Below are 22,136 nucleotides of genomic sequence, written 5' to 3'. Positions count from 1 at the left end.
GAATTACTAACTTCACCTCGTGAAAGATTTCAAAAAGTATTACGTTATTCCGGCATCTCCTGAGGAGCTTTACCTTGCACTTACTAATCCTATAACCATCCAGTTGTGGACAGGAGAAGAAGCGGAAATGTCTACAATCCCTGGTTCAGAGTTCTCTATGTGGGAAGGCAGTATAGTTGGGAAAAACCTGGAGTTTGAGGAAAATAAAAAACTTGTGCAGCAATGGTATTTCGATGGGCAGTCGGACGAATCCATAGTTACCATTAAAATCCATGCAGATAAGCACGGATCTTCAGTAGAATTACGCCACACCAATATCCCGGATGCGGATTATAACGACATTGCTGAAGGCTGGAATGATGCTTACTTTGGTAGTTTGATTGATTTTTTTTCGTTCTAAAACTAAAATAATCCAGCTTCTTAGTTATTAATAGGCTTAAAATAAAGAGGCCCGGTAATGTACCGGGCCTCTTCTATTCAATGTTGGAGATTAACCTATCTCCTAATACTATTAATATAATGTGAACTCAACCCTACGGTTAGCCTGACGGCCTGCAGCTGTTGCGTTAGTAGCTATTGGCTGGCTTTCACCGTAACCTGTCGCTTCTATACGAGATGGGTTAGCACCTTTGCTTACCAGGTAAGATTTGATAGACTCAGCACGATCCTTAGATAATTTCAGGTTAAGCGCATCTGAACCTACATTATCAGTATGGCCGGCAAGTTTCAGGCTGAAATTCTTTTCAACCAAAAGGTTAGCAACACGGTCAAGGCTAGAGTATGATTTAGCACGGATAGTCGCTTTACCTGTATCGAATTCAAGGTTTGCAATTGCATCACGAACAACACGTTTGTCCTCTTCAGTTACCACCAAAACACGTTTTTCTAACGGACAGCCAGAACCATCAACCTTTGTACCAGCTGGTGTATTAGGGCATTTGTCGTAAAAATCCGGTACACCGTCAGCATCACTGTCTGCAGCAAACTTAGCAAGATTAGCGTTAGTGGTAGCCAAATCGCTTTGCAGTTTCGCGTTAGCTGCTTTCTGCTCATCTATTTGAGCCTGTAGCTGATTTTTGGTGTTCATATTCTCCCACATATACTCGGTACGCATGCTTGATACCGGGTTGTGTGTAGCTAACTGTGGTTTGGAGCTTTTACCAAGAGCAAATTCTAAACCGATGTGAGCGTAAGAAAACCGGTCATTTCCTGAACCGTAATTGTAACCATCAAAGTTATCAGACGATACAAAGTTAACCTGGTAACCCAGATCAAGGTTAACACCAGAACCAAGGTTGAATTTCAAGCCTGCGCCAAGCGGAATGAAGAATTCTTCGATATTGCCGTTAGTTTTATATTCTGTAGATGTTCCTGCAGTTGTTGTTAATACGGGTTTGTAGCTCATTATACCGCCACCAAAGGTGACATAGGGCTGTATAACACCTTTTTGATGACGCCAGTTGATGTTGGCAAGTGTTAGGTTACCGCTTAATGCAGCTGACCAGTGCATTTTTGTTTCGAAGCTGTTGTAACCATTTACGTTAGGCTGTGCATCTTTACCTTTTACTTTACCACCCAGGTAATCTGCCTGTATAGCAAAAGATGGTAATATTTGCTTTTTGATGTAAGCACCGTAGCCAATTTCTGCTTGTGGTGTTCTGAAGTCCTGACGGCCATTTGTGCCGAAGATGGTGAACGGAGTTAACACACCTCCATTAATACCTATAGACCAGGTGCGGAAAGCGCCGCCGCCTGAGAATGGTTTTACGTAGTCCTTAGTGCTGATAGAATCGGGGGTTTGGGCTAATAATCTACCGCCTACCAGCAAGGAGGTAAACAGCACAGAAGCTTTTTTTAAAGTTGGTTTCATAGTAATGAGTTTTATACAAGCCGCTTAATTTTTGCCGGCTTACAACGGGTTAGGCAACATTGATGCCAACAGGTATTAAAGAAATACAACAGGAATGTTACAGAAGGGTACCGATACTAAAAGTATTAGCTAGAGGTGTATCCATCAGCTAGTTACAAGGTTGAGAGCAATCGTATACTATAGTGAAGAGTTCAAATTGCTTTAGAGGTAGCTCTGGTTACTTTATGAATAGAATTTAGTACAATATCGGCCTACGCCATCACTGCTACTCTATTTAAAACATTGATTTCCGACCTAGTATAGCCTGAAATCAACGTTGTTTGCACCGCAATTTACAGTTATGTTAACGACAAGCCGGTGGTAGTAAGATGCAAGTAATCCAATATCACTTGATCCGGCACCTTTAAAGTGCAGAGTGACGTTCGAATTACTTGCTTCTATAGATGTTAAACAGCGCTTTTTTCGAGCGCCTGTGTGATATCAGCCAATACGTCATCAACTTTTTCCAATCCGGCTGAAATGCGTATCAAACCCGGAGTGATACCTACCGATGCACGTTCCTGGTCGGTTAGCTTGGAGTGTGTCGTACTTGCCGGGTGCGAAGCAATACTGCGACTGTCGCCCAGGTTGGCAGTTACGGAAAGCAATTCCAGACTATCTAAAAACTTACGTCCCGCCTCTACCCCGCCTTTGATCTCAAAACAAAGTACACCACCGCCGGCTTTCATTTGCTTTTTAGCTATCTCATACTGCGGGTGGTTAGGCAGGAAAGGATACTTCACCCAAGCCACGTTAGGGTTTCTTTGCAGCACTTCTGCTATCTTAAGCGCGTTCTCACAATGGCGCTGCAGCCGCACATCAAGGGTCTCCAGGCTTTTGCTAAGCACCCAGGCATTGAACGGCGACATTGCCGGACCAGTATTCCTACAGAAAAGGTATATCTCGTGAATCAGATCCTTGCGGCCAGTAATCACACCGCCCAACACCCTACCCTGACCATCAATCCATTTTGTGGCGGAGTGAACAATTAAATCGGCGCCAAAATCTACTGGTCTTTGTAGTAATGGTGTAGCAAAGCAATTATCCACATTGAAGATAAGATTATGTTTTTTTGAGAATTGTCCGGCCCATTCCAGGTCTATTACTTCCAACTGGGGGTTGGTTGGGGTTTCCAGGTAAAGCATTTTCGTGTTCGGCTGTACTGCGGCTTCCCATGCTTCCTTGTCGTTAGCAGGTATAAGCGTACAGGTTATACCCCATCTTGGCAAATATTTGTTTACAATAGTAAAGGTGCTGCCAAATACCGAGCTGCAGCACAGCAAGTGATCGCCGCTTTTAAGCAGACCCATAAAAGTAGAGAAGATAGCGCTCATACCTGTAGAAGTAGCAAAGCCATCCTCGCAGCCTTCCAGAGCACACATCTTGGCTACAAATTCATCAACAGTAGGGTTGCTGAAACGGCTGTAAATGTTCTCATCGTTCTCGTCAGCAAATGCAGCGCGCATGGTTTCAGCCTCGTCAAAAGTAAAGCTGCTGGTAAGATATAGTGGAGATGAATGTTCGTTTTGAAGCGTTTTTGGCGCACGGATGCGCACAGCCTGGGTTATAGGGTCTAGTTCCTTTGACATTTGTAATCTTTGTAGTAGTGTATTTATTATTTAGCCGGGTGGATAAACACCTGCCATTTTATATCAGCCTCGGCTTTGTAAAGAGTAGCCGCTACCGAACAATATTTACCAAGGGATAGTTCAACAGCCTTTTTAGCTTTTTCCTCATCTACTTTGCCGTAGAGGTGGAACTCCAGGTTGATGGTTTGCCATAGCGAGGGCTCTTTATTAGGCTCACGCTCGCCGCTGATCACCATTTCATAATCAACTACATCCTGGCGTTGCTTGCGCAGTATGGCGATAACATCAATAGCCGAGCAGCCTCCGAGGCCCATCAGCAACATTTGCATAGGGCGTACACCAAAGTTTGCGCCTCCGCTTTCTGCACTGCTGTCCATCCTTACGGTGTGGCCATAATCGTCGTGGGCTTCAAAGCCGTATTCTCCGCTTACGCGGGCTAGTTTTATAGTAGGCATGATAATGTAATAATTATGCTAAGGTAGCTTTTTTGGAGAATTTAGCTTAAAATGCATAGGTAAAAACCATTACTTTGATGCTGGAAATTTTAATATGAAACTTTGATGAGAAAACTACTCCTTACCGCTGCCTTGTTCTTTACTGCAGTTGCGGTTTTTGGCCAAAGCAAACTGGTATCTTACGACGACCTCGGCTACCTGCTGCGCAACAACATTACTAAGGCGGACACCTTTTTCGTTTCCAAAGGCTATATGCTGGCCGAAAAGAACCTGAAAAAGAACACCCGCAAATACACCCTGGCTTTACCCGGCGGCACTTACAACAATGTAAACCTCCGTACCGACGGCAAGCGCATGTTTATGGACATAGAAACCAACGAACTTCAGCAATACAATCTTATATACAACTCTATAGCCGACTACCTTAACAAAAGCGTAACTACAGCAGATGTGCAGGCATTTACCGTTAAAGACCTGGGTAGTATCTACATTATGGTGAACGACGCTGTTCCCTATGATGCTATGAAACGTATTTACGATATCCAGATCGTATCAGACAAAGCTATTACTTCATATAATTAACGTCCGGGTTTCCCGCTCGTAAAGCGGGACACCCGGGACACCCAAAACGACTAATTATCTGTATAACAATTAATTAACATATAAGAGCGGGACACACCGGGACAGTACAAATACTTTAAGTAATTAATTGTAAATAATTGAAATAAAGCCTATTATAAATTATTTACATTTTTCAGAAGAAAAGCTCCGGGACACTTCTTGGAGGGCGTTTGGGACACTTCTTTTGGAGTTTATGCTGACTGCTATTTCTTCAATTTCCGAAACCTTAATCAGCAAGTTTTCATATTTTTATTGATGATGCTTACCGAAGAAACCATCATCAAACAACTAAACGAGAATCATACTAAGGGCTTTGTAAAACAATTAGCTGCACAACTGCTTAAAGAACACTTTAACCTTAACCGTTTGGTCGACCTTACCTTTCACCCAGACCAGCAGACGGGTTTTCGTGCAGCTTGGCTCCTGGACACCGCCATACTGGCCAACCCCGAACTATATACAACCACTATAACTTACCTCATGCAGCGCATGCCGCAGGTTACCAACGCCAGCTGCAAACGGCATTACGCCCGTGTGATGATGCATCTCACTGATGCAAAAGCCCCGCTTAACGTGCGTGAAACCATTGCCGGAGCCGACCTGGAGAGCCTTGTAGAGACCTGCTTCGACTGGATGATAGACCCGGAAACAAAAGTTGCCGTACAGGTATGTGCAGCCGATACGCTGTTTAATCTTATCCCCCGCTTTAATTGGATTAAAAACGAGCTGGAGAATCAGGTAAAATTTATGATGCGTACCGGCACAGCTGCTATGCAGGCCAGGGGTAAAAAGCTACTTGCTAAACTGGAGAAATTTCAAGTCCTGTTAAGGCGTTAAGCAAGAAACCTTTAATAAACTCAGTTATTTACGCGGAAAGCCAGCGTCATTTTTCACTTCATTAATTTGCTGTGTATGCCGGTTGGTATGTGCCGCAATAAGCAGGATAAACTGATATGCATCATACGTACCAATAGGTAATACGGACACATGGTTGCGCAGGTCTTCGTGTGTGCTTTCAACAAAAGCTATCAACTTTTCCCTATTCTTTTTAAAAGAGGCAAGTGCTTCTGCAGCTGAACGGTCTGGAGAATTTGCCGGCTCCAAGGCAGCGAAAGTTTTTGATTTTTGCGAACGGTTTTCTACGGCTTTTATCAATTCCTCATCAGTAAACTTTATACCTGTTCTTTGTTCAGGGTTAGCCTGCTGCTTTAAAGATGCATCTACCATAGCCCAAAGATTACTCTCCGCTGCTGCAATGTGTTTAAGGCAATCTTCTACACTCCACTTGTCAGGTGCAGGTTTAAATGTAAGTTGCGCTTCGGTCAGGTCTTTCGCGGCGTTAAAAACGTCCGCCTCTGTTTTCTTAATAAATTCCAGCGCGTATTCCCTTTCTACTTGAGTTAGCTCCTTTGCTGTTGTTGTATTTGAGATGTTCATAGCATTATTTTTTGTTGTTTTCTTTTGCTGTGCATTGCTTTGGAAAAAAAAAGTGCTGAGCAATGCCATCAGCGTGCAGGATAGTAATTGTTTCATGTGATGAAGTTGATATTAAGAGACTAGTTAGATGTGATTTAAAACAAAGGTGTTAACGATTGTGAAGCTACAACGCTTTTAGTTAGTTGCTCCAGGTTGTTATAAGTTGCGCGGTAAGCATGTACAGCCATGCTAATTCTTTTAACGCCTGCATCTGCCATCAGTTTAACTGAAGACAGGTTTGCGTTACCTACTACATTTACCGGCAGTTGTACAGCCGCTGTAATCTCTTTTATTATTGCTGCATCTGTTACACCTGTAACAAAAAGACCATTGGCACCCTCGGAATGGTAAGTTTTAGCCCGGTTGATAACCGTTTGCAATGGCTGCGGTAATTTTTGCAGGAATACGTCAGTACGGGCGTTGATAAAAAGCTGCTGATTGGTTTTTATGAGATAGCTTTTTATACCGCTTAACTTTTTTTGATAAACAGCCTCTCCTTCGGCATCCTCTAAATTTATACCCGCCACACCAATATCAAGCAGCCGCTGAATATGATCATTTATAACCGCCTGATCGCTGCTGTAGCCCCTTTCAAAGTCTACGGATAGCGGAACATCTACTGATGATCTTATTCTTTGCACAATGTACAACAGCTCGCTAAACGGGATCTTCTCACCATCGGCATATCCCAACGAATCTGCTATAGCCCCGCTCGACGTACCTATTGCCAAAAAGCCGGCCTTTTGCATCAATTGGGCACTTTTCACGTTCCATGCATTTGCTAGCAGAAATGGCCTTTCCTGGCTATGTAATTGATTGAATTTCTCGTAATCTGTCATGTCAATAGAATGAGGTTGTATGGTTAAGCAACTGTATTAAGCCGGTGTTATTTCCCTGCTCAATAAGTTATCTAAGTATTGCCGCCAACCTCTGGAACATTCATTATAGCACTGTACCGCAGGAATAAGGCCCAGATGAGTAAACTTCACAACCGACTTGTTTCCCTGTTCAGATATCTCAAAGCAAATTTTGGTTCCTGTCCATTCACTCTCCTGCTCTACAAAAGTGAGCCGGCTTTCTGTCACTTCCCAGGTTATTCTGCTCACAGGTACTAGTTCTACCAACTTTTGCCTGGAATAGTGTACCCCGTCGCCAGCCTTAAACTGAATTCATCACCCACTTTTTCTGAGCTGCCTTCGATTGTTTCGCCATATATACCCGACCACCAACCACTTACATTAACCAGTAGGGTAAACACTTCCGTCGGGGATTTATCCGTCAGGTAAGTAACGGAGTAACTTTCATTAACCATAAGTTTTGCTTTCGTTTAAACAAAGCTATGGTCAATACTACACTCAGGAAGGGTGCTATTAAGACTTTATGATGGGTTGTTTTGGACATTACTTTACCCTAGCTTTGTTAAAAAAGCTTATGGAGCAAATTACTGTATTATACCCGGAAGAGTTGTGCCTGTTAAGTACAGTAGCCTGCGTACTAGGTACTGTAGAAATGTTTTCGCAGGCAGAGCGCTTTTGGACAAGCCAGGGCCGTATCCCTAAATACCAACTGCTGGTGGCAGGCACATCTGGTAAAAAGGAGTATGTTAGAAACCTAGTCTCTATTAAAACTGATGCCCATATAGCTGAAATCCGTAAGACAAAGCTCATTATTATACCGTCTGCCTTGCCCCCGAAAGATACTGAGGACAATGCTGTTATGACAGACTGGATAGCAAAGCAGCACAAGGCAGGCGCCGATATTGCAAGTATGTGTTCAGGCGCCTTTATATTGGCCGCTACCGGCATCCTGGATGGAAAAAATTGCTCTACACACTGGACACACGCAGACAAGTTCAGGCAGTTGTACCCAAACGTGAATTTACAGGCCAACCAATTGATCACCGATGAAAACGGCATTTACACTAATGGCGGGGCTTACTCGTTTTTGAACCTGTTGATTTATTTGATTCAAAAGTACTATGACCGTGAGACCGCTATTTACTGTTCCAAATACTTGCAGATTGAGATTGACAGAAACACCCAATCGGTGTTCAGCATTTTTTCCGGCCAAAAGCAGCATGGCGATGAAATTGTGCAACAGGCACAGGAGTTTATTGAGAGTAATGTTGACACTAAGATATTTATAGAAGACCTGTCATCTAAATTTGCAATTGGCCGTAGAAACTTTGACCGCAGGTTTATTAAAGCGACGGGCAACACGCCTATTGAATATGCACAGCGGGTAAAGATAGAAACTGCCAAAAAAGCTTTCGAAACAACCCGAAAAACAGTTAATGAAGTTATGTACGAAGTAGGTTACAACGATGTAAAAGCCTTTAGAGAGGTGTTCAGGAAAATTACCGGGATGGCGCCCCTTGCCTACCGCGCAAAATATAATAACACGCTTTAGCTATTAACCAGGGGGAAGTAACTTCTTACTTTATAATAAACAACAAAGGCCAGGATTCGAAAACAAGGAAGTTACCCTTGTGTGAGCTTTCGAACCCCGGCCTTTATACCTTTAAATTGTTGCTATTATTCGCTCGGCCTGTCACTGCCATGCAGTTGGTCGCTTACCTGACCATGGTGGAGCTTTGCCTGCAATGCTGAAGAGCTATCATTGGCGTAAGCGCCGTAGGCATTCACCAATATACCCTTTAAGTTATATTTTGCTGAACTAATTGCATAAACTATAGACATATCAGAAGGATTACTTTGTCCCTCGAAGCGATAGAACTCGTCTATTTCAAAGTCTTCGGCAGTCATATGTATGTCCTTGGATTTATCGTCAATGGTGTCGCCTTCAAGGCTAAGGTTGGCCTCATAACCGCGTTTCATCAGGTCGTTAGTGGCGTCAACTAATGTTTCAAAATTTTTCATTGGTAGTAGTTTTGTTGCTGTGATAAATGATCAACTGAATAACTCAAAAATCCTGCCGTTTGTTTTCGGTAAAAGCGCTTGTTAGCATGTATAAGGCTAAACAGGCCGATTTAGCCTCGTTGCTACCTTGCCAATGGTTAAACCCTGCACCAATATAGAGAATACCACTATCATGTAAGTGATGAGCACAAACTCGTCGCGGTACATGGTACTGCTTAAGGATAGTGCCAGCGCCACGGAAATACCGCCGCGTAATCCACCCCAGGTAAGTATGGCAATAGCGTTCTTTTCGAACTTAATGGTATACCGCAGGAACAATACCGGCAAGGCTACTGATATCCAGCGAGCCACAAGGGCGGTAAGTATAGAGATGGCTCCAATGATCATAATGGTTGTATCCACCTTGATGATCAGCACCTCCAACCCCATCAGCAGGAACAGTATAGCGTTAAGTATCTCATCTATAAGTTCCCAAAACTTACCTAAGTAATCGCGTGATACATCAGACATGCCGTCCTGCCTGGCCTTATTGCCCGTGATGATACCCGCAACAACCATCGCCAATGGTCCGGACACATGCAGGTGGCCAGCGACATAATAACCGCCCATTACAATAGCCAGTGTTATAAGCACCTCTACTTTATAATCGTCTATAGAACGCAGTGCAAGGAACCCGGCATAGCCTAAAACTGCACCGAAAAGCAATCCACCAACGGCTTCCTGTAAAAACAACTTTCCTACACTTAATATTGAAATGTCGGCTCCACCGGAATTAGCTACCTCAGCAATGGTGATGAAGACTACTACAGCTACCCCATCGTTAAAAAGGGATTCGCCGGATATTTTAAGTTCCAAAGACGAGGGTATGCCTGCCCTTTTAAGCAGTGCCAGCACTGCTATTGGATCTGTAGCTGAGATAAGCGAACCAAAAAGCAGGCAGTAAATAAAAGGCACTGCCAGCCCAAATACGCCAAACAGCAGCCAGGTTAAACCGCCTACAACGAACGTAGAAATAAGTATCCCTACCGTGGCCAACACAATTACGGGCAGTTGCTCCTGCCTGAGCTTAGCGGCATCTATATGTATAGCGCCTGCAAACAGCAGAAAGCTCAGCATAAAGTTAAGCAGCACATCCCTGAAATCTATTGAAGACACCAGTTCTACAGCTTTGGACGACAGCAGTGATTGAGAGCTGCCCAATAAAGCTAACAGCAAAGACGTTACCAGCGACAAAATCATGATGCCTATAGTGGGCGGCCACTTTATAAAGCGATGATTGATGTAAGCAAACAGTGCTGCCAGCACTATGGTAATACTCAGAATTTCGTTGATGCCCATAAGATGATGTTTTGCCTTAGCTACAAAATAACAAAATTTTGCCAGTTTCCATGCCTTTTAATCAAGTTAATTCACCTAAAAAGCAAACGGCGGTCCGAAAGGACCGCCGCTGCTAACTATAAACAAAACTGATCTTAGAAGTGCTATTGTGCTTTTGCTGCCCAAAGCGAAGCATTGAGGTGCAGCGCAGGGTGCGATGTGTAGCCAGACGGAGCATCACCGCTCCAGCCGTTAAAAAGGTTGTCGGCAGTATCACCAGTACCATCGTCTGATGGTGAACTGTCGCCGATGAAGAATATACGGCCGGTGCCATAAGTGGCAAGCAATGCCATTACACCACTGTTACCGCCGTTTGTTACACTATTGCGCCAGAACAAGCCTTGCACGCTGGAGTTTGTAGAAGGCGAAAGCGTAGCAACCGATCCATTGTAGAAAGCCAGTTTAGATGCGTTGCCCGCAGCGCCGTTAAGTACAATAGCTGCATTGGCATTAGTGCCGGTATATACATTAGTAGACGGGCCTTCGCTGATGTCTACATAGTTCACGGTAAAACCAAAAGGGTTGTTATTGTTGATACCATTGTTGGTCATCAGGTCGTTCCACACACGTGGTGAGTCGTAGCCGTCACCATCACGGTCTGATGGGTTGTAGCCATTAGCATCGGTACCCGCTGTTGTTGCTGCTGTATGGTCGGCTACCATTACCAGGCCACCACCTGCATTTACATAATTCATAATAGCAGTTTTTTCTGCGGCGGTAAACAGGCGGTTAGGTTCTATCACAACAAACACGTCGTAATTGCTCAAGTCCTGTGGATTGCTAGAATTGCCGTAAGTGATGGCTGTGCCAACAGGTAAAGATTCTACCAATTCGCCCTTTTTAACCAGTTCTACCGCCCAGGCAGACATGGCACCTTTCCAGTAAGTCTCGGCAGTAGTTGATGTAATGCCGGTGTATGATGGTGTTGGGTAACGTTGTGCTTTAGTCTCCACGGTTGTACCGCCTGTGTAAGATGCAACGTTTTCAGTACCGTCTGCATCTATCTGCCAGTCGGCGCTGCCCGCGTTTTCCAGGTGACTTGCGTCGAACAGGAATTTTTTACCCGTGATTACCGTTCCGCCACCTCCGGGATTACCGCCGCCTGCGTTATCGTTAACAGTTATGTCATCGATATTAATGCGGTTACTGCCACCATCCAACTTGCGGATCTCCAGCCTTACCGTACCAGATACTGTAAAGGTGAAGGTTTGGGTTGCCAAGGTTGAACCCGAGGTTACATTACCGCCAGCCTGTGTCCAGCTGCTGCCGCTGTTTGTAGAGTAGAACAAGCCCCAGGTGCTGGCAGCATCTCCTGTATAAGTAGCGTGCTTTACGGTAACACTGCTTATGCCAGTGGTAAGATTGTACAGCATGGTAATTTTACCTGTGTTACGGATCCTGGCCGACCATGAACCTGCTTTTTTATCGCCCGACAGGTTGCCGATCAAGGCGTCGTAAAGGTTCCAGCTGTTGCCGGACAGCGTTACATTATCGCCACTGGAGGATCCTGTTGGCGACACGTCATAAGCGGTTTTGGGGCTGGTTGAACCAACCTCAAAACCTTGCGTAAGCGTTACAGCCTGCGTTGCTAAGGTGGTTGTTGCTTCTGTTTTGGTTTCCGGCAGCTTTAAACTGTCGTTCTTTTGGCAGCCTGTGGCCAGCAGTGCCGTTACCGCTAATGAAACCAGCGGCAACCTCATTGTAAAGAAGAATTTCATAATGGATTGTAAGTGGTAGTTAAGTGTTGTTAATTATACGTTCAAAGCTGTATATTAGGTTTCAATTAGTTATACAAAACGTATTATCTAATTGTTAATTAAGTTAAATTGGGTAAAAACACCCGGTAGCTGTACAGAAATACCCCTAAACAAAAAGAGCCGCCCTAAGGCAGCTCTTCCGTTCTGAATTGTATCTGAAGCTTTGGTTCGTCACTCATCAACCACAACTCAATCATCACAAATTACACTCACGCGTTCAGGAACACAAAGTTGTTGTCAAACATATCCAGTTTTATCTTACTGTCGCGATCTACCTTACCGGCCAGTATCTGTTTCGACAGTTCGTTCATTATCTTTTTCTGTATCACCCGTTTTAACGGCCTTGCACCGAACTGCGGGTCATAACCCAACTGCGCCAGCCAGTCCAAAGCTTCTTCTGTCGCTTCAATAGTGATGCCCAGGTCGGCCAGTGTATGCTGCAACTGAGCGAACTGCAACCTGACGATATCGGTGATCTCGTCTCGGCTCAGCGGCGTGAACATGATGATCTCGTCTATCCTGTTCAGGAACTCCGGCCTGATGGTTTGCCTCAACAGGTTAAACAGTTCGTTTTTGGTCTTTGCTATCACCTGCTCTTTGTCGCTGTCCTCAAAGTTCTGGAAGTTATCCTGAATGAGGTTAGAGCCGATGTTAGAGGTCATGATGATGATGGTATTCTTAAAATTCACCACCCGGCCCTTGTTATCGGTCAAATGGCCATCATCCAGTACCTGCAGCAATATGTTAAATACATCAGGATGTGCTTTTTCAATCTCGTCAAGCAGTACCACGCTATATGGCTTGCGGCGAACGGCTTCGGTTAACTGGCCGCCTTCATCATACCCCACATAGCCCGGAGGCGCTCCTATCAGGCGTGACACGGCGTGGCGTTCCTGGTACTCGCTCATGTCTATACGCACCATCGAGTTCTCATCATTAAACAGGTACTCGGCAAGCGCTTTAGCCAGCTCGGTTTTACCAACACCGGTAGTACCCAGGAAGATGAACGAACCTATTGGTTTGCGTTTATCCTGCAACCCTGCCCTGCTGCGGCGTATAGCGTCGCTTATGGCTTCTATCGCTTCCTGCTGCCCAGCGACACGTTTGTGCAATTCCTCTTCCAGGTTAAGCAATTTCTCGCGTTCACTCTGGATCATTTTGCTTACCGGTATACCAGTCCAGCGGCTTACCACGCCAGCTATATCGTCGGCAGTAACCTCTTCCTTCAGCATCCGGTTGTCGTCTTTATTGGCTTCTAAAGCAGCCTTAAGTTGGTCTACCTCAGCCTGTGCTTCGCGGATTTTACCATATCGCAATTCGGCCACTTTACCGTAATCACCTGCACGTTCCGCCTGGTCTGCCTCCAGCTTGTAATTTTCTATTTGTTCAACCTTTTGGTTAATCCCATCCACCAGGTCTTTTTCACCCTGCCATTTGGCGCGGAGGGAATCACGCTCCGAAGACAGATTAGCTATTTCTTTGCTGAGCTCCTCAACCTTGCGGTCATCTTTCTCGCGTTTGATAGCTTCCCGCTCAATCTCCAGTTGCATGATGCGACGTTCCAGTTCGTCAACAGCCTCAGGTACCGAATCCATCTCCAAACGAAGCTTTGAAGCAGCCTCGTCCATGAGGTCGATAGCTTTATCAGGTAGAAACCTGTCAGATATGTAGCGCTGCGACATTTCAACTGAGGCAATAATCGCCTCGTCTTTAATGCGCACCTTATGGTGTGCTTCGTAACGTTCTTTTAATCCCCTCAGGATGGAAATTGCGTCGGCAGTGTCCGGCTCGTCCACCATAACCTTCTGGAAACGGCGTTCTAGCGCTTTGTCTTTCTCAATATATTTCTGGTACTCGTTAAGTGTGGTGGCACCAATGGCCCTTAACTCGCCACGTGCAAGTGCAGGCTTCAGAATGTTGGCAGCATCCATGGCGCCTTCGCCCCCGCCTGCACCAACCAGGGTGTGTATCTCGTCAATAAACAACACTATTTCGCCATCGCTCTGGATAACTTCTTTAATCACGGCCTTTAACCGTTCTTCAAATTCGCCCTTGTATTTGGCGCCCGCAACCAAGGCGCCCATGTCCAGCGAGTACACGGTTTTTGTCTTTAAACTCTCGGGTACATCACCTTTGATAATACGAAAGGCAATACCCTCAGCAATGGCGGTTTTACCCACGCCAGGCTCACCAACTAAAATAGGGTTGTTCTTGGTACGACGGGATAATATTTGTATTACCCTGCGGATCTCCTCATCACGGCCGATAACCGGGTCAAGCTTACCCGAAGCTGCATAGTCGTTAAGGTCGCGGGCATATTTGTTAAGCGCGTTGTAAGTAGCTTCGGCGTTTTGGTCGGTAACTTTGTTGTCACCGCGTAGTTCAACAATAGCCTTTTTGAGGTCTTTCTCGTTCACACCCGCGTCTTTCAAAGCGGAAGCTGTTTTATCGCCAGACGATAAAACGCCCAGCAGGATATGTTCGACAGATACAAACTCATCTTTAAATTCCTTTAGATATGATTGTGCTTTCTGCAGCGATGAGTTAGTAGCTGAGGATAAATATATGTTGCTGCCGCTTACTTTAGGGTACGATGCTATCTGGGTGTCCAGCGTATCGTTAAGGCGGTTGATATTTACGTTTAGTTTTTTTAACAGGTAGCTTATTACGTTCTCATCAACCAACAATAAGCCTTTCAGCAAGTGAGCGGGCTCAATAGCCTGCTGCTGATTGCCTGTGGCAATTTCAGAAGCCTTTTGCACGGCTTCCTGTGCTTTTATGGTGTAGTTGTTAAAATTCATAGTACTAAGTTGTTAACAAATGCTCTGCCATATGCTACATTCAGAAGTTTTGACATTTAGCCAACTGCTTTACAGTCAATTTGTCGGCTGATCTGGAAAAAACATGCCTTAACAGCAGGATAGCACGTTAGTTTATTTGCTATTGATATATTATTTTTGGTGAACCCTTACTAATTCATCTAAACTTTGGATACGCACTATTTTTCGAGATTGCCCGGCAAGTATGTATTTGCTTACCGCAATTATTACACTTACCGTAATTTGTTAAGCGTACGTACCGCCAGCCTGGTATTTTTTGCGCTTAATGCGGTTATCCGCATCCTGTACCATGTTTTTCCGGAGAGCCTTACCAAAGCCGAAAACTTCCCGGAGTTTAGCTCCACCAATTGGATATTTATAATTGTAACCCCTATATTTTACTTGCTGAGCTATCTAGCTATAGAAAGCTTTAAGGCTACCAAGCGGGGCACAACAGCAATGGCATTGCTGGTATTTGTATTCTCGTTGTACATTATTATGTGTGGTATGTACAGCAGCTTTATAACTACCGGTGACCCCAGCAATGCGCTCACCCTCTACCTCGTGGCGTTGAGTATGGTAAGTGTGCTGTTTGTATTTGAATATTACGAGACCATATTACTGCTTGTTAGCGTGGAGTTGATGTTCACCATCTTACTGTTTCACGCCGGTGCCGGCGCAACGGAAATGACCTACAACCAAATGATCTCGGCTATTTTGCTTTCAGGCTTTTATCTCACATCAAGATACTTTTTTTCGTATAAAGCCAGCTATTACGGACAGATAGTAGAAATCCGGGAAAAAACCGCCGAAATTGAAAAGGCCAACCAGTTTAAGAACGAGGTTTTGGGCATGGTAGCTCATGATCTGCGCAACCCTATTGCAGCTGTTGAGTCGCTAGCGATGGTGATGGAAATGGAGGATATAGACGAGGAAACACAGGAGAATCTCACCCTTATGCGCCAGTCGTGCGTTAAAGCGCGCACCATTATAGACGACTTGTTGGAAGCTGCTAAAAATGAGAACGCGGGCCTGGACACCAAACGAACCGACATGAACGCGTTCTTAAAGAATATAGCCAACGGATGGAAGGTACAGCTGGGCGGTAAAGATACGGTGGTATTTAAAAGTGAAGCCCCGGAAGTATTTGCAAAGATCAACCATGAGAAGTTCCCGAGGGTGATTGACAACCTGATTAGTAATGCGCTTAAATTTTCTAAAGAAAACGATTCTGTTGAGTTGGCATTGAACGTAATTAAGAATCGCGTAGTGATCCGCGTAACAGATCACGGCATGGGAATTCCTAAAGAAATGCTACCACGCTTGTTTGAACGTTTTTCGGGTGCTGGCCGAACAGGTCTGCGCGGTGAGCAGTCCACAGGTATCGGACTTAGCATTGTTAAGCAAATAGTGGAGAGCCACCAGGGCAAAATTAATGTTAAAAGTATTGAGGGTAAGGGCAGCATTTTTACTATCGAACTTCCTGTCGTAGCTTAATAAACAGGCCGACAACAACTTGCAATTACGTACATATATTATTGCCTAAGTAGAAAAATATTTACCTGTTTTACATAAATAATCAAACTATTATTACCTAAATTCATAGGCAAATTTAACCTACCCATGAATTACATCTATCGCCTTTTCTATTCAAGAAGAGGCCAGGTAACCTTAGCCGTATCACTGATACTTATTGCAGCCGTTATCTACTTTGCAAGAAGCAATCACCGAAGCACGCCTTCAACGGAATTTAGCCGCTATATCGAATCTTACACGACCGGTGTTATTTCCCGCCAGGGCGCCATCAGGGTAAAGCTGGCCGGCGAGGTTCAGGTGACGCACGCCCAGGGCGAGGAAGTTAACAGCAAATTGTTCGACCTATCTCCTTCTGTAAAAGGAAAGGCTTACTGGATAGATGAACGTACCATCGAGTTTAAACCCGACGGCAAGCTGGATGCTGATAAAAAATATGATGTAGATTTTGAACTGGGCAAGCTGATAAAGGTTGACGGTGAGTACGAACACTTCAAATTTGATTTTCAAACGATCAAGCCGGACTTCAGCGTGTCGTTCTTTGGTTTAACAAGCGCTACAAACCGTTCGTCAGACGAGATGAAGCTGACCGGCACAATACAAACTGCCGATTATGAAGATGCCGCCAGCGTTGAAAAGATTATAAGCGCCAGCTATGAACAACCGGTTAAGCTAAGCTGGCAGCACGATAACGTGAGAAAGAAACACAAATTTGTTATTTCCTCAATTAAGCGGGTCCGCATATTTAAACCCGTTGATGTTAAATGGGATGGCAGCAGCCTTGAGGTAGATAAAACCGGCAACCAGGCTTTTGATGTGCCTGCCGTAGGCGACTTTAAGGTGCTTGACATTAAGGCTGTTCAGGAGAATGATCAATACGTTGCGGTTCAGTTTTCTGATCCGATTATGGTTGGCCAGGAACTTAACGGATTGATAAGCATCGGCGAACTTACCGATGCTGCTTACACTATTGATGGCAGTGTAGTAAAGGTTTATGCGCCACAACGGCTGGAAGGCAACTTCAGCGTTACTGTTAACGAAGGTGTAGAAAGTGTATTTCATAAAAAAATCAGCAAAAGCTATAGCGCCAACGTGTTTTTTGAAAACCGTTTGCCTGCCGTTACCATACCCGGTAAAGGTGTTATCCTTCCCGACTCGGGTAAATTGCTAATGCCTTTTGAAGCAGTGAACCTGAAAGCCGTAGACGTAAGTATCATAAAAATATACGAGAATAACGTACCGCAGTATTTCCAAACAAACGGCTTTGATGGCGGCGCTGAATTGCGGCAGGTAGGCAAGCCTGTGTTACAGAAAACAATATCGTTAACTGAAGATAAATCTCTCAACCTGCATAAAAAGAACCGCTTTATGCTGGACGTGGATAAGCTGTTCCGTGCTGAACCAGGTGCTATATACCGTGTGATTATAGGGTACAGACAAGAATACTCTTTGTACAGTTGCTCAGCAGGTACTGCTGTCCTTAAAGCAAACAACAACGAAGAGGATGGTGGTGATGAATACGACGACGGCGGCGAATACGGCGGAAATACAGGTGGTGTAAGCGACGAAGACGATGATTTTTGGGCTAAGTATGACAACTACTATCCCGAAGGTTTTGAATGGGACAAACGCGATGATCCTTGCAATAACTCTTACTTTAACAAGGAGCGCTGGGCAACCCGCAACATTATAGCTTCGAACATTGGGCTCATCGCTAAACGTGGTGCCGATAACACCACGTTGGTGGCCGTGACCAACCTGCTTACTGCGGAACCAATGAAAGGTGTTGACCTGGAACTGCTGGATTATCAGAAACAAGTTATTGTTAAAGGAACATCGGACGGCGACGGTTTAATGCGTTTTGAGAACAAGCGCAAGCCTTACCTTTTAGTTGCTAAAAACGGCAAGGAGCGTGGATATCTGAAGCTGGACGACGGCAGCTCGTTACCGTTATCACGGTTTAACGTGGGCGGCGAACAGGTACAGAATGGCTTAAAAGGTTTCATATATGGAGAACGCGGTGTTTGGCGACCGGGCGATTCGATATTCGTAACCTTTATACTGGAAGATAAACTTAAGGCACTGCCTGCAGATCATCCGGTAGAGTTTGAATTATCTAATCCCAATGGGCAGCTTTACAAGAAGCTTACCCGCACAAGTTCAGTAGATGGTTTTTACAGCTTCCATGTTGCAACAGAGACCTCCTCTCCTACGGGTAACTGGTCGGCCACTGTAAAAGTAGGTGGTGCATCGTTCCAAAAGAACCTTAAGGTAGAAACCATTATGCCTAACCGGCTAAAAGTTAAGCTGGATTTTGGCGGAGCGGCTACTATAACCAAAGGCAGCGGCGTAAATGGCCGGTTAAGTGCGCAGTGGCTATTTGGTGGGGCAGCTCAAAACCTGAAAGCTAAAGTAGATGCATTCTTATCTGCAAAAAACACCTCGTTTAAGGGTTTCGAAGATTATGTTTTTGACGACCCCACCCTTGCTTTTAACACACAAACCCAAACCGTATTTGAGGGTAACCTGAATGAGAACGGCCTTGCAGATGTGAACGCTGACATTAACGTAGAAAAACAGGCGCCGGGGCAATTGCGTGCCAACTTTGTGGTGAAAGTATTTGAGCCCGGCGGCAATTTCAGTCTGCAGCAAGCGGGTATAGATTACAACGTTTACCCGGGATATGTGGGAATAAAGACACCGGAAGGTGCTGCCTTGTCGGGCATGCTGGTGACTGATAAAGACCACAATATACAAATTGCCGACGTAGATACCAAAGGCAACCCGCTTGCCGGGTCGCACTATGTTACGGTTGAACTCTATAAGATACAATGGCGCTGGTGGTGGGATCAAACCGGCAACGAAATGAGCAACTTTACTCAGGACCAGTATAACAAGCTGATCTCTACCGAGAACGTACTTGTACAAAACGGTCGTGGTAATTGGAAAATGCGCATTAAGCACGCAGACTGGGGCCGTTACCTCATCCGGGTACGTGATGAAGCAACAGGGCACTCCACCGGTAAGATCATTTATGTAGACTGGCCAAACTGGTCGTCGCGCTTGCAGGAAACGAACCCTACAGACGCGTCGATGCTGTCGTTCACATCAGACAAAAAGAATTACAAGGTTGGCGAAGATGTTACACTCACCATTCCTACAATGAACGACGGCCATGCCTTGGTAAGTTTTGAAAACGGCAGCAAGGTACTTAAGACTGTTTGGATAGATACTAAAAAGGGACAAACACGCTATACGTTTACAGCAGACGAGACAATGGCACCCAACGTTTTTGTGAATGTAACGTTGTTGCAGCGGCATTCGCAAACCCGCAATGATTTGCCTATCCGCATGTACGGCGCAATCCCTCTAACAGTGGAGAACCCTGAGACTGTATTAAGGCCGGTAATAAGCATGCCGGATAAGATAAAACCGGAAACAACCACCTCCATTGATGTATCAGAAGCATCTGGTAAGGAAATGACCTATACCATTGCCGTTGTTGATGAGGGTTTGCTGGACATCACCAACTTTAAGGTACAAGACCCACATGAGGCATTTTACGCTCGGGAAGCGCTGGGCGTAAAAACCTGGGACTTATACGACTATGTAATGGGTGCTTTTGGAGGCGGTCTGGAACGCATCCTCAGTATTGGTGGTGACGGTACCGGGGGCATGAACAAGAACGTCACTGTTAACCGGTTTAAGCCCGTGGTGAAATTTCTGGGGCCGTTTAGGTTAGGTAAAGGTGAAAAACAAACCAGAAAGTTCACTTTGCCGCAGTATGTAGGATCAGTTAAGGTTATGATAGTTGCGGGCCACGATGGGGCTTACGGCATTGCGGAAAAGGCGGTGGCTGTTAAAAAGCCATTAATGATACTCGCTACACTTCCGCGCGTGCTTGGCCCGTCAGAAAAGGTGCAGTTACCTGTAACTGTATTTGCGATGGAAAACAACATCAAAAACGTGACGGTGCAGGTGCAGTCAAATGCATTCAGTAATCTGGGCGGCAACAACACACGTACGATCAGGTTTGACAAACCCGGCGATCAGCTGGTGACCTTCGACCTCGATGTTAAGGATTTTGTAGGCGTAGGTAAAGTCCGCATTATTGCCAAGGCAGGAGGCGAAACAGCAGTAAACGATGTTGAGCTGAATGTGCGTAATCCTAATCCGCCGGTAACCAGGATCATTGACAAGGAGTTAAGACCAGGCGAAAGTTGGTCTACACCTTACACCGCTTTGGGTATAAACGGAACGAACAAGGCTACGCTTGAAGTTGCCAGCATTCCGCCGCTCAATCTTGGCAAACGACTGGATTATCTTATTACTTACCCGCACGGCTGTGTGGAGCAGACCACCTCGGCAGGCTTTCCGCAACTATACTTAAACCAGTTGCTTGACTTGTCAGGTCGGCAAAAAGCCGAAGCTGACCGTAACATCAAAATGGCTATTAACCGCCTGAACGGCTTCCGGGTGCCGGGTGGCGGTTTAAGTTACTGGCCGGGCCAGGGCGATGCTGATGAGTGGGGAACCAACTATGCAGGGCACTTCCTGCTGTCGGCACAGGCAAAAGGCTACAGTCTGCCAGCCGGGATGCTGAACGAATGGAAGCGTTATCAAAAGCAGAAGGCCGTGAACTGGTCGCCTGACCCACGCACCAACATACACGACTATTACTATTATACAGACCTGGTGCAGGCCTATCGATTGTACCTGCTTGCGCTTGCCGGTGCACCTGAACTGGGTGCCATGAACCGCTTAAAAGAGTACCAATACGTAAGTAATGAAGCACGTTGGCGGCTTGCCGCTGCCTACAAACTAGCGGGGCAACCGGAGGTTGGTTTGCGCATGATCCGCGGGTTGTCTACAGACGTTAAGCCTTACAACCTGATGTATGGCACTTACGGTTCTGACCTGCGCGACGAAGCCATGATACTGGAAACACTAACACTTCTTGGTCAGCAGCAAAAAGCGGCAGGCTTACTGCGCAGCGTTGCTGCAAGGCTTTCACAGGATAGCTGGTACAGCACCCAAACTACGGCTTACTCGTTGGTGGCTATTGCTCAATACTGTGGCAGTAATAAAACAGGTGCTAAACTAATGTTCAACTACAAGGCAACCGGGGGCAGCGGCAATGTAAATTCGGGCTCGTATATGTGGCAGCAGGATTTAGCAGCTAACGGCGGTAACGTTACCATGAAAAATGCCGGCTCTAATCGCTTATATGTACGGCTTATTCAGCGCGGGCAGCCATCTGCGGGACAGGATATAAAAACTTATGTAAATCCTGATGTGATGAGTATGCGTGTTGGATACTTTACATTGGGCGGTAAACCGTTGGACGTAAGCTCCCTTAAACAAGGCAGCGACTTTGTTGCCCAGGTGAATATTAAAAACCCGGGTAAACGCGGCAGGTACGATAATCTAGCGCTTACGCAAATATTCCCGTCGGGATGGGAGATATTGAATGCCAGGATGCTGAATAACGATGAAGCATTCAAGTCTTCCGCATCCGACTACCGCGACATACGTGACGACAGGGTGAATACCTACTTCCGTTTAAATGAAGGTCAGGAAGTGACCTACTATGTAATGCTCAATGCCGCGTATGCCGGTAAATACTACCTGCCTTCCACTTACTGCGAGGCAATGTACAACCACGACATCAACGCGCTGATTAAAGGGCAATGGGTTGAAGTAGTAAAGTAAAAATGGATT

16 protein-coding genes are annotated in these 22,136 nt (G+C 45.4%); 6 read left to right on the top strand and 10 right to left on the bottom strand.

Annotation, left to right across the window (positions count from 1 at the left end):
• The first annotated feature begins 19 nt into the window (after positions 1-19).
• Positions 20-400 carry an SRPBCC domain-containing protein gene (locus DYU05_RS02470; protein ID WP_117381391.1) on the top strand — a complete coding sequence of 127 codons (381 nt, stop codon included), beginning with the start codon at positions 20-22 and terminating at the stop codon, positions 398-400.
• Positions 401-511: 111 nt separating this feature from the next.
• On the opposite strand, the gene DYU05_RS02465 is transcribed toward DYU05_RS02470, so the two are convergent.
• From DYU05_RS02465 to DYU05_RS02455, 3 genes are all read right to left on the bottom strand, one after another.
• Complete coding sequence (locus DYU05_RS02465) at positions 512-1,870, bottom strand: OmpA family protein (protein WP_117381390.1); 1,359 nt, start codon at positions 1,868-1,870, stop codon at positions 512-514.
• Positions 1,871-2,316: 446 nt separating this feature from the next.
• The gene (locus tag DYU05_RS02460) at positions 2,317-3,498 is read right to left on the bottom strand and encodes a trans-sulfuration enzyme family protein (protein ID WP_117381389.1); all 1,182 of its coding nucleotides are present in this window, start codon (positions 3,496-3,498) and stop codon (positions 2,317-2,319) included.
• 26 nt (positions 3,499-3,524) lie between these two features.
• Complete coding sequence (locus tag DYU05_RS02455; RefSeq protein ID WP_117381388.1) at positions 3,525-3,953, bottom strand: OsmC family protein; 429 nt, start codon at positions 3,951-3,953, stop codon at positions 3,525-3,527.
• A gap of 105 nt (positions 3,954-4,058) precedes the next feature.
• Here DYU05_RS02455 and DYU05_RS02450 point away from each other — a divergent pair, with 105 nt between their 5' ends.
• Together DYU05_RS02450 and DYU05_RS02445 are read left to right on the top strand one after the other, a co-directional pair.
• Positions 4,059-4,535, top strand: a complete 477-nt coding sequence (locus DYU05_RS02450) for a hypothetical protein (protein ID WP_117381387.1) — start codon at positions 4,059-4,061, stop codon at positions 4,533-4,535.
• A gap of 294 nt (positions 4,536-4,829) precedes the next feature.
• Entirely contained in the window at positions 4,830-5,411 is a 582-nt protein-coding gene (locus tag DYU05_RS02445; protein WP_133300151.1) for a hypothetical protein, read from the top strand.
• A gap of 24 nt (positions 5,412-5,435) precedes the next feature.
• On the opposite strand, the gene DYU05_RS02440 is transcribed toward DYU05_RS02445, so the two are convergent.
• From DYU05_RS02440 to DYU05_RS02430, 3 genes are read right to left on the bottom strand one after another with little or no spacing between them, the layout of a single operon-like run.
• A complete protein-coding gene (locus DYU05_RS02440; RefSeq protein WP_117381385.1) occupies positions 5,436-6,107 on the bottom strand; it encodes a DinB family protein in 672 nt (223 codons plus the stop codon).
• Between the two features lie 38 nt (positions 6,108-6,145).
• On the bottom strand, positions 6,146-6,889 hold the full coding sequence (locus DYU05_RS02435; protein WP_117381384.1) for an isocitrate lyase/PEP mutase family protein: 744 nt from the start codon (positions 6,887-6,889) through the stop codon (positions 6,146-6,148).
• 36 nt (positions 6,890-6,925) lie between these two features.
• Positions 6,926-7,174, bottom strand: coding sequence for an SRPBCC domain-containing protein (locus DYU05_RS02430; RefSeq protein ID WP_262511246.1), 249 nt, complete (start codon positions 7,172-7,174; stop codon positions 6,926-6,928).
• Positions 7,175-7,481: 307 nt separating this feature from the next.
• On the opposite strand from DYU05_RS02430, the gene DYU05_RS02420 reads away from it, so the two are divergent.
• Positions 7,482-8,459, top strand: a complete 978-nt coding sequence (locus DYU05_RS02420) for a GlxA family transcriptional regulator (protein ID WP_117381381.1) — start codon at positions 7,482-7,484, stop codon at positions 8,457-8,459.
• Positions 8,460-8,584: 125 nt separating this feature from the next.
• Here the strand turns inward: DYU05_RS02420 and DYU05_RS02415 are convergent, their stop codons facing one another.
• The 4 genes from DYU05_RS02415 to clpB form a co-directional block, all read right to left on the bottom strand.
• On the bottom strand, positions 8,585-8,929 hold the full coding sequence (locus DYU05_RS02415) for a phosphoribosylpyrophosphate synthetase (RefSeq protein ID WP_117381380.1): 345 nt from the start codon (positions 8,927-8,929) through the stop codon (positions 8,585-8,587).
• A gap of 96 nt (positions 8,930-9,025) precedes the next feature.
• Positions 9,026-10,267, bottom strand: a complete 1,242-nt coding sequence (locus tag DYU05_RS02410; RefSeq protein WP_117381379.1) for a cation:proton antiporter — start codon at positions 10,265-10,267, stop codon at positions 9,026-9,028.
• 143 nt (positions 10,268-10,410) lie between these two features.
• Complete coding sequence (locus DYU05_RS02405) at positions 10,411-12,024, bottom strand: hypothetical protein (protein WP_205771773.1); 1,614 nt, start codon at positions 12,022-12,024, stop codon at positions 10,411-10,413.
• A 248-nt stretch (positions 12,025-12,272) separates the two neighbouring features.
• On the bottom strand, positions 12,273-14,864 hold the full coding sequence (clpB, locus tag DYU05_RS02400; protein ID WP_117381378.1) for an ATP-dependent chaperone ClpB: 2,592 nt from the start codon (positions 14,862-14,864) through the stop codon (positions 12,273-12,275).
• 186 nt (positions 14,865-15,050) lie between these two features.
• Here clpB and DYU05_RS02395 point away from each other — a divergent pair, with 186 nt between their 5' ends.
• Positions 15,051-16,379 carry a sensor histidine kinase gene (locus tag DYU05_RS02395; RefSeq protein ID WP_133300150.1) on the top strand — a complete coding sequence of 443 codons (1,329 nt, stop codon included), beginning with the start codon at positions 15,051-15,053 and terminating at the stop codon, positions 16,377-16,379.
• 126 nt (positions 16,380-16,505) lie between these two features.
• A complete protein-coding gene (locus DYU05_RS02390; protein WP_117381376.1) occupies positions 16,506-22,127 on the top strand; it encodes an alpha-2-macroglobulin family protein in 5,622 nt (1,873 codons plus the stop codon).
• The last annotated feature ends 9 nt before the right edge of the window (positions 22,128-22,136 follow it).

Origin of the sequence: Mucilaginibacter terrenus, assembly GCF_003432065.1 — a bacterium.
Taxonomy (GTDB): domain Bacteria; phylum Bacteroidota; class Bacteroidia; order Sphingobacteriales; family Sphingobacteriaceae; genus Mucilaginibacter; species Mucilaginibacter terrenus.
Note: the sequence above shows the minus strand (reverse complement) of the source record. Positions and strands in the feature narration are given on the sequence as shown.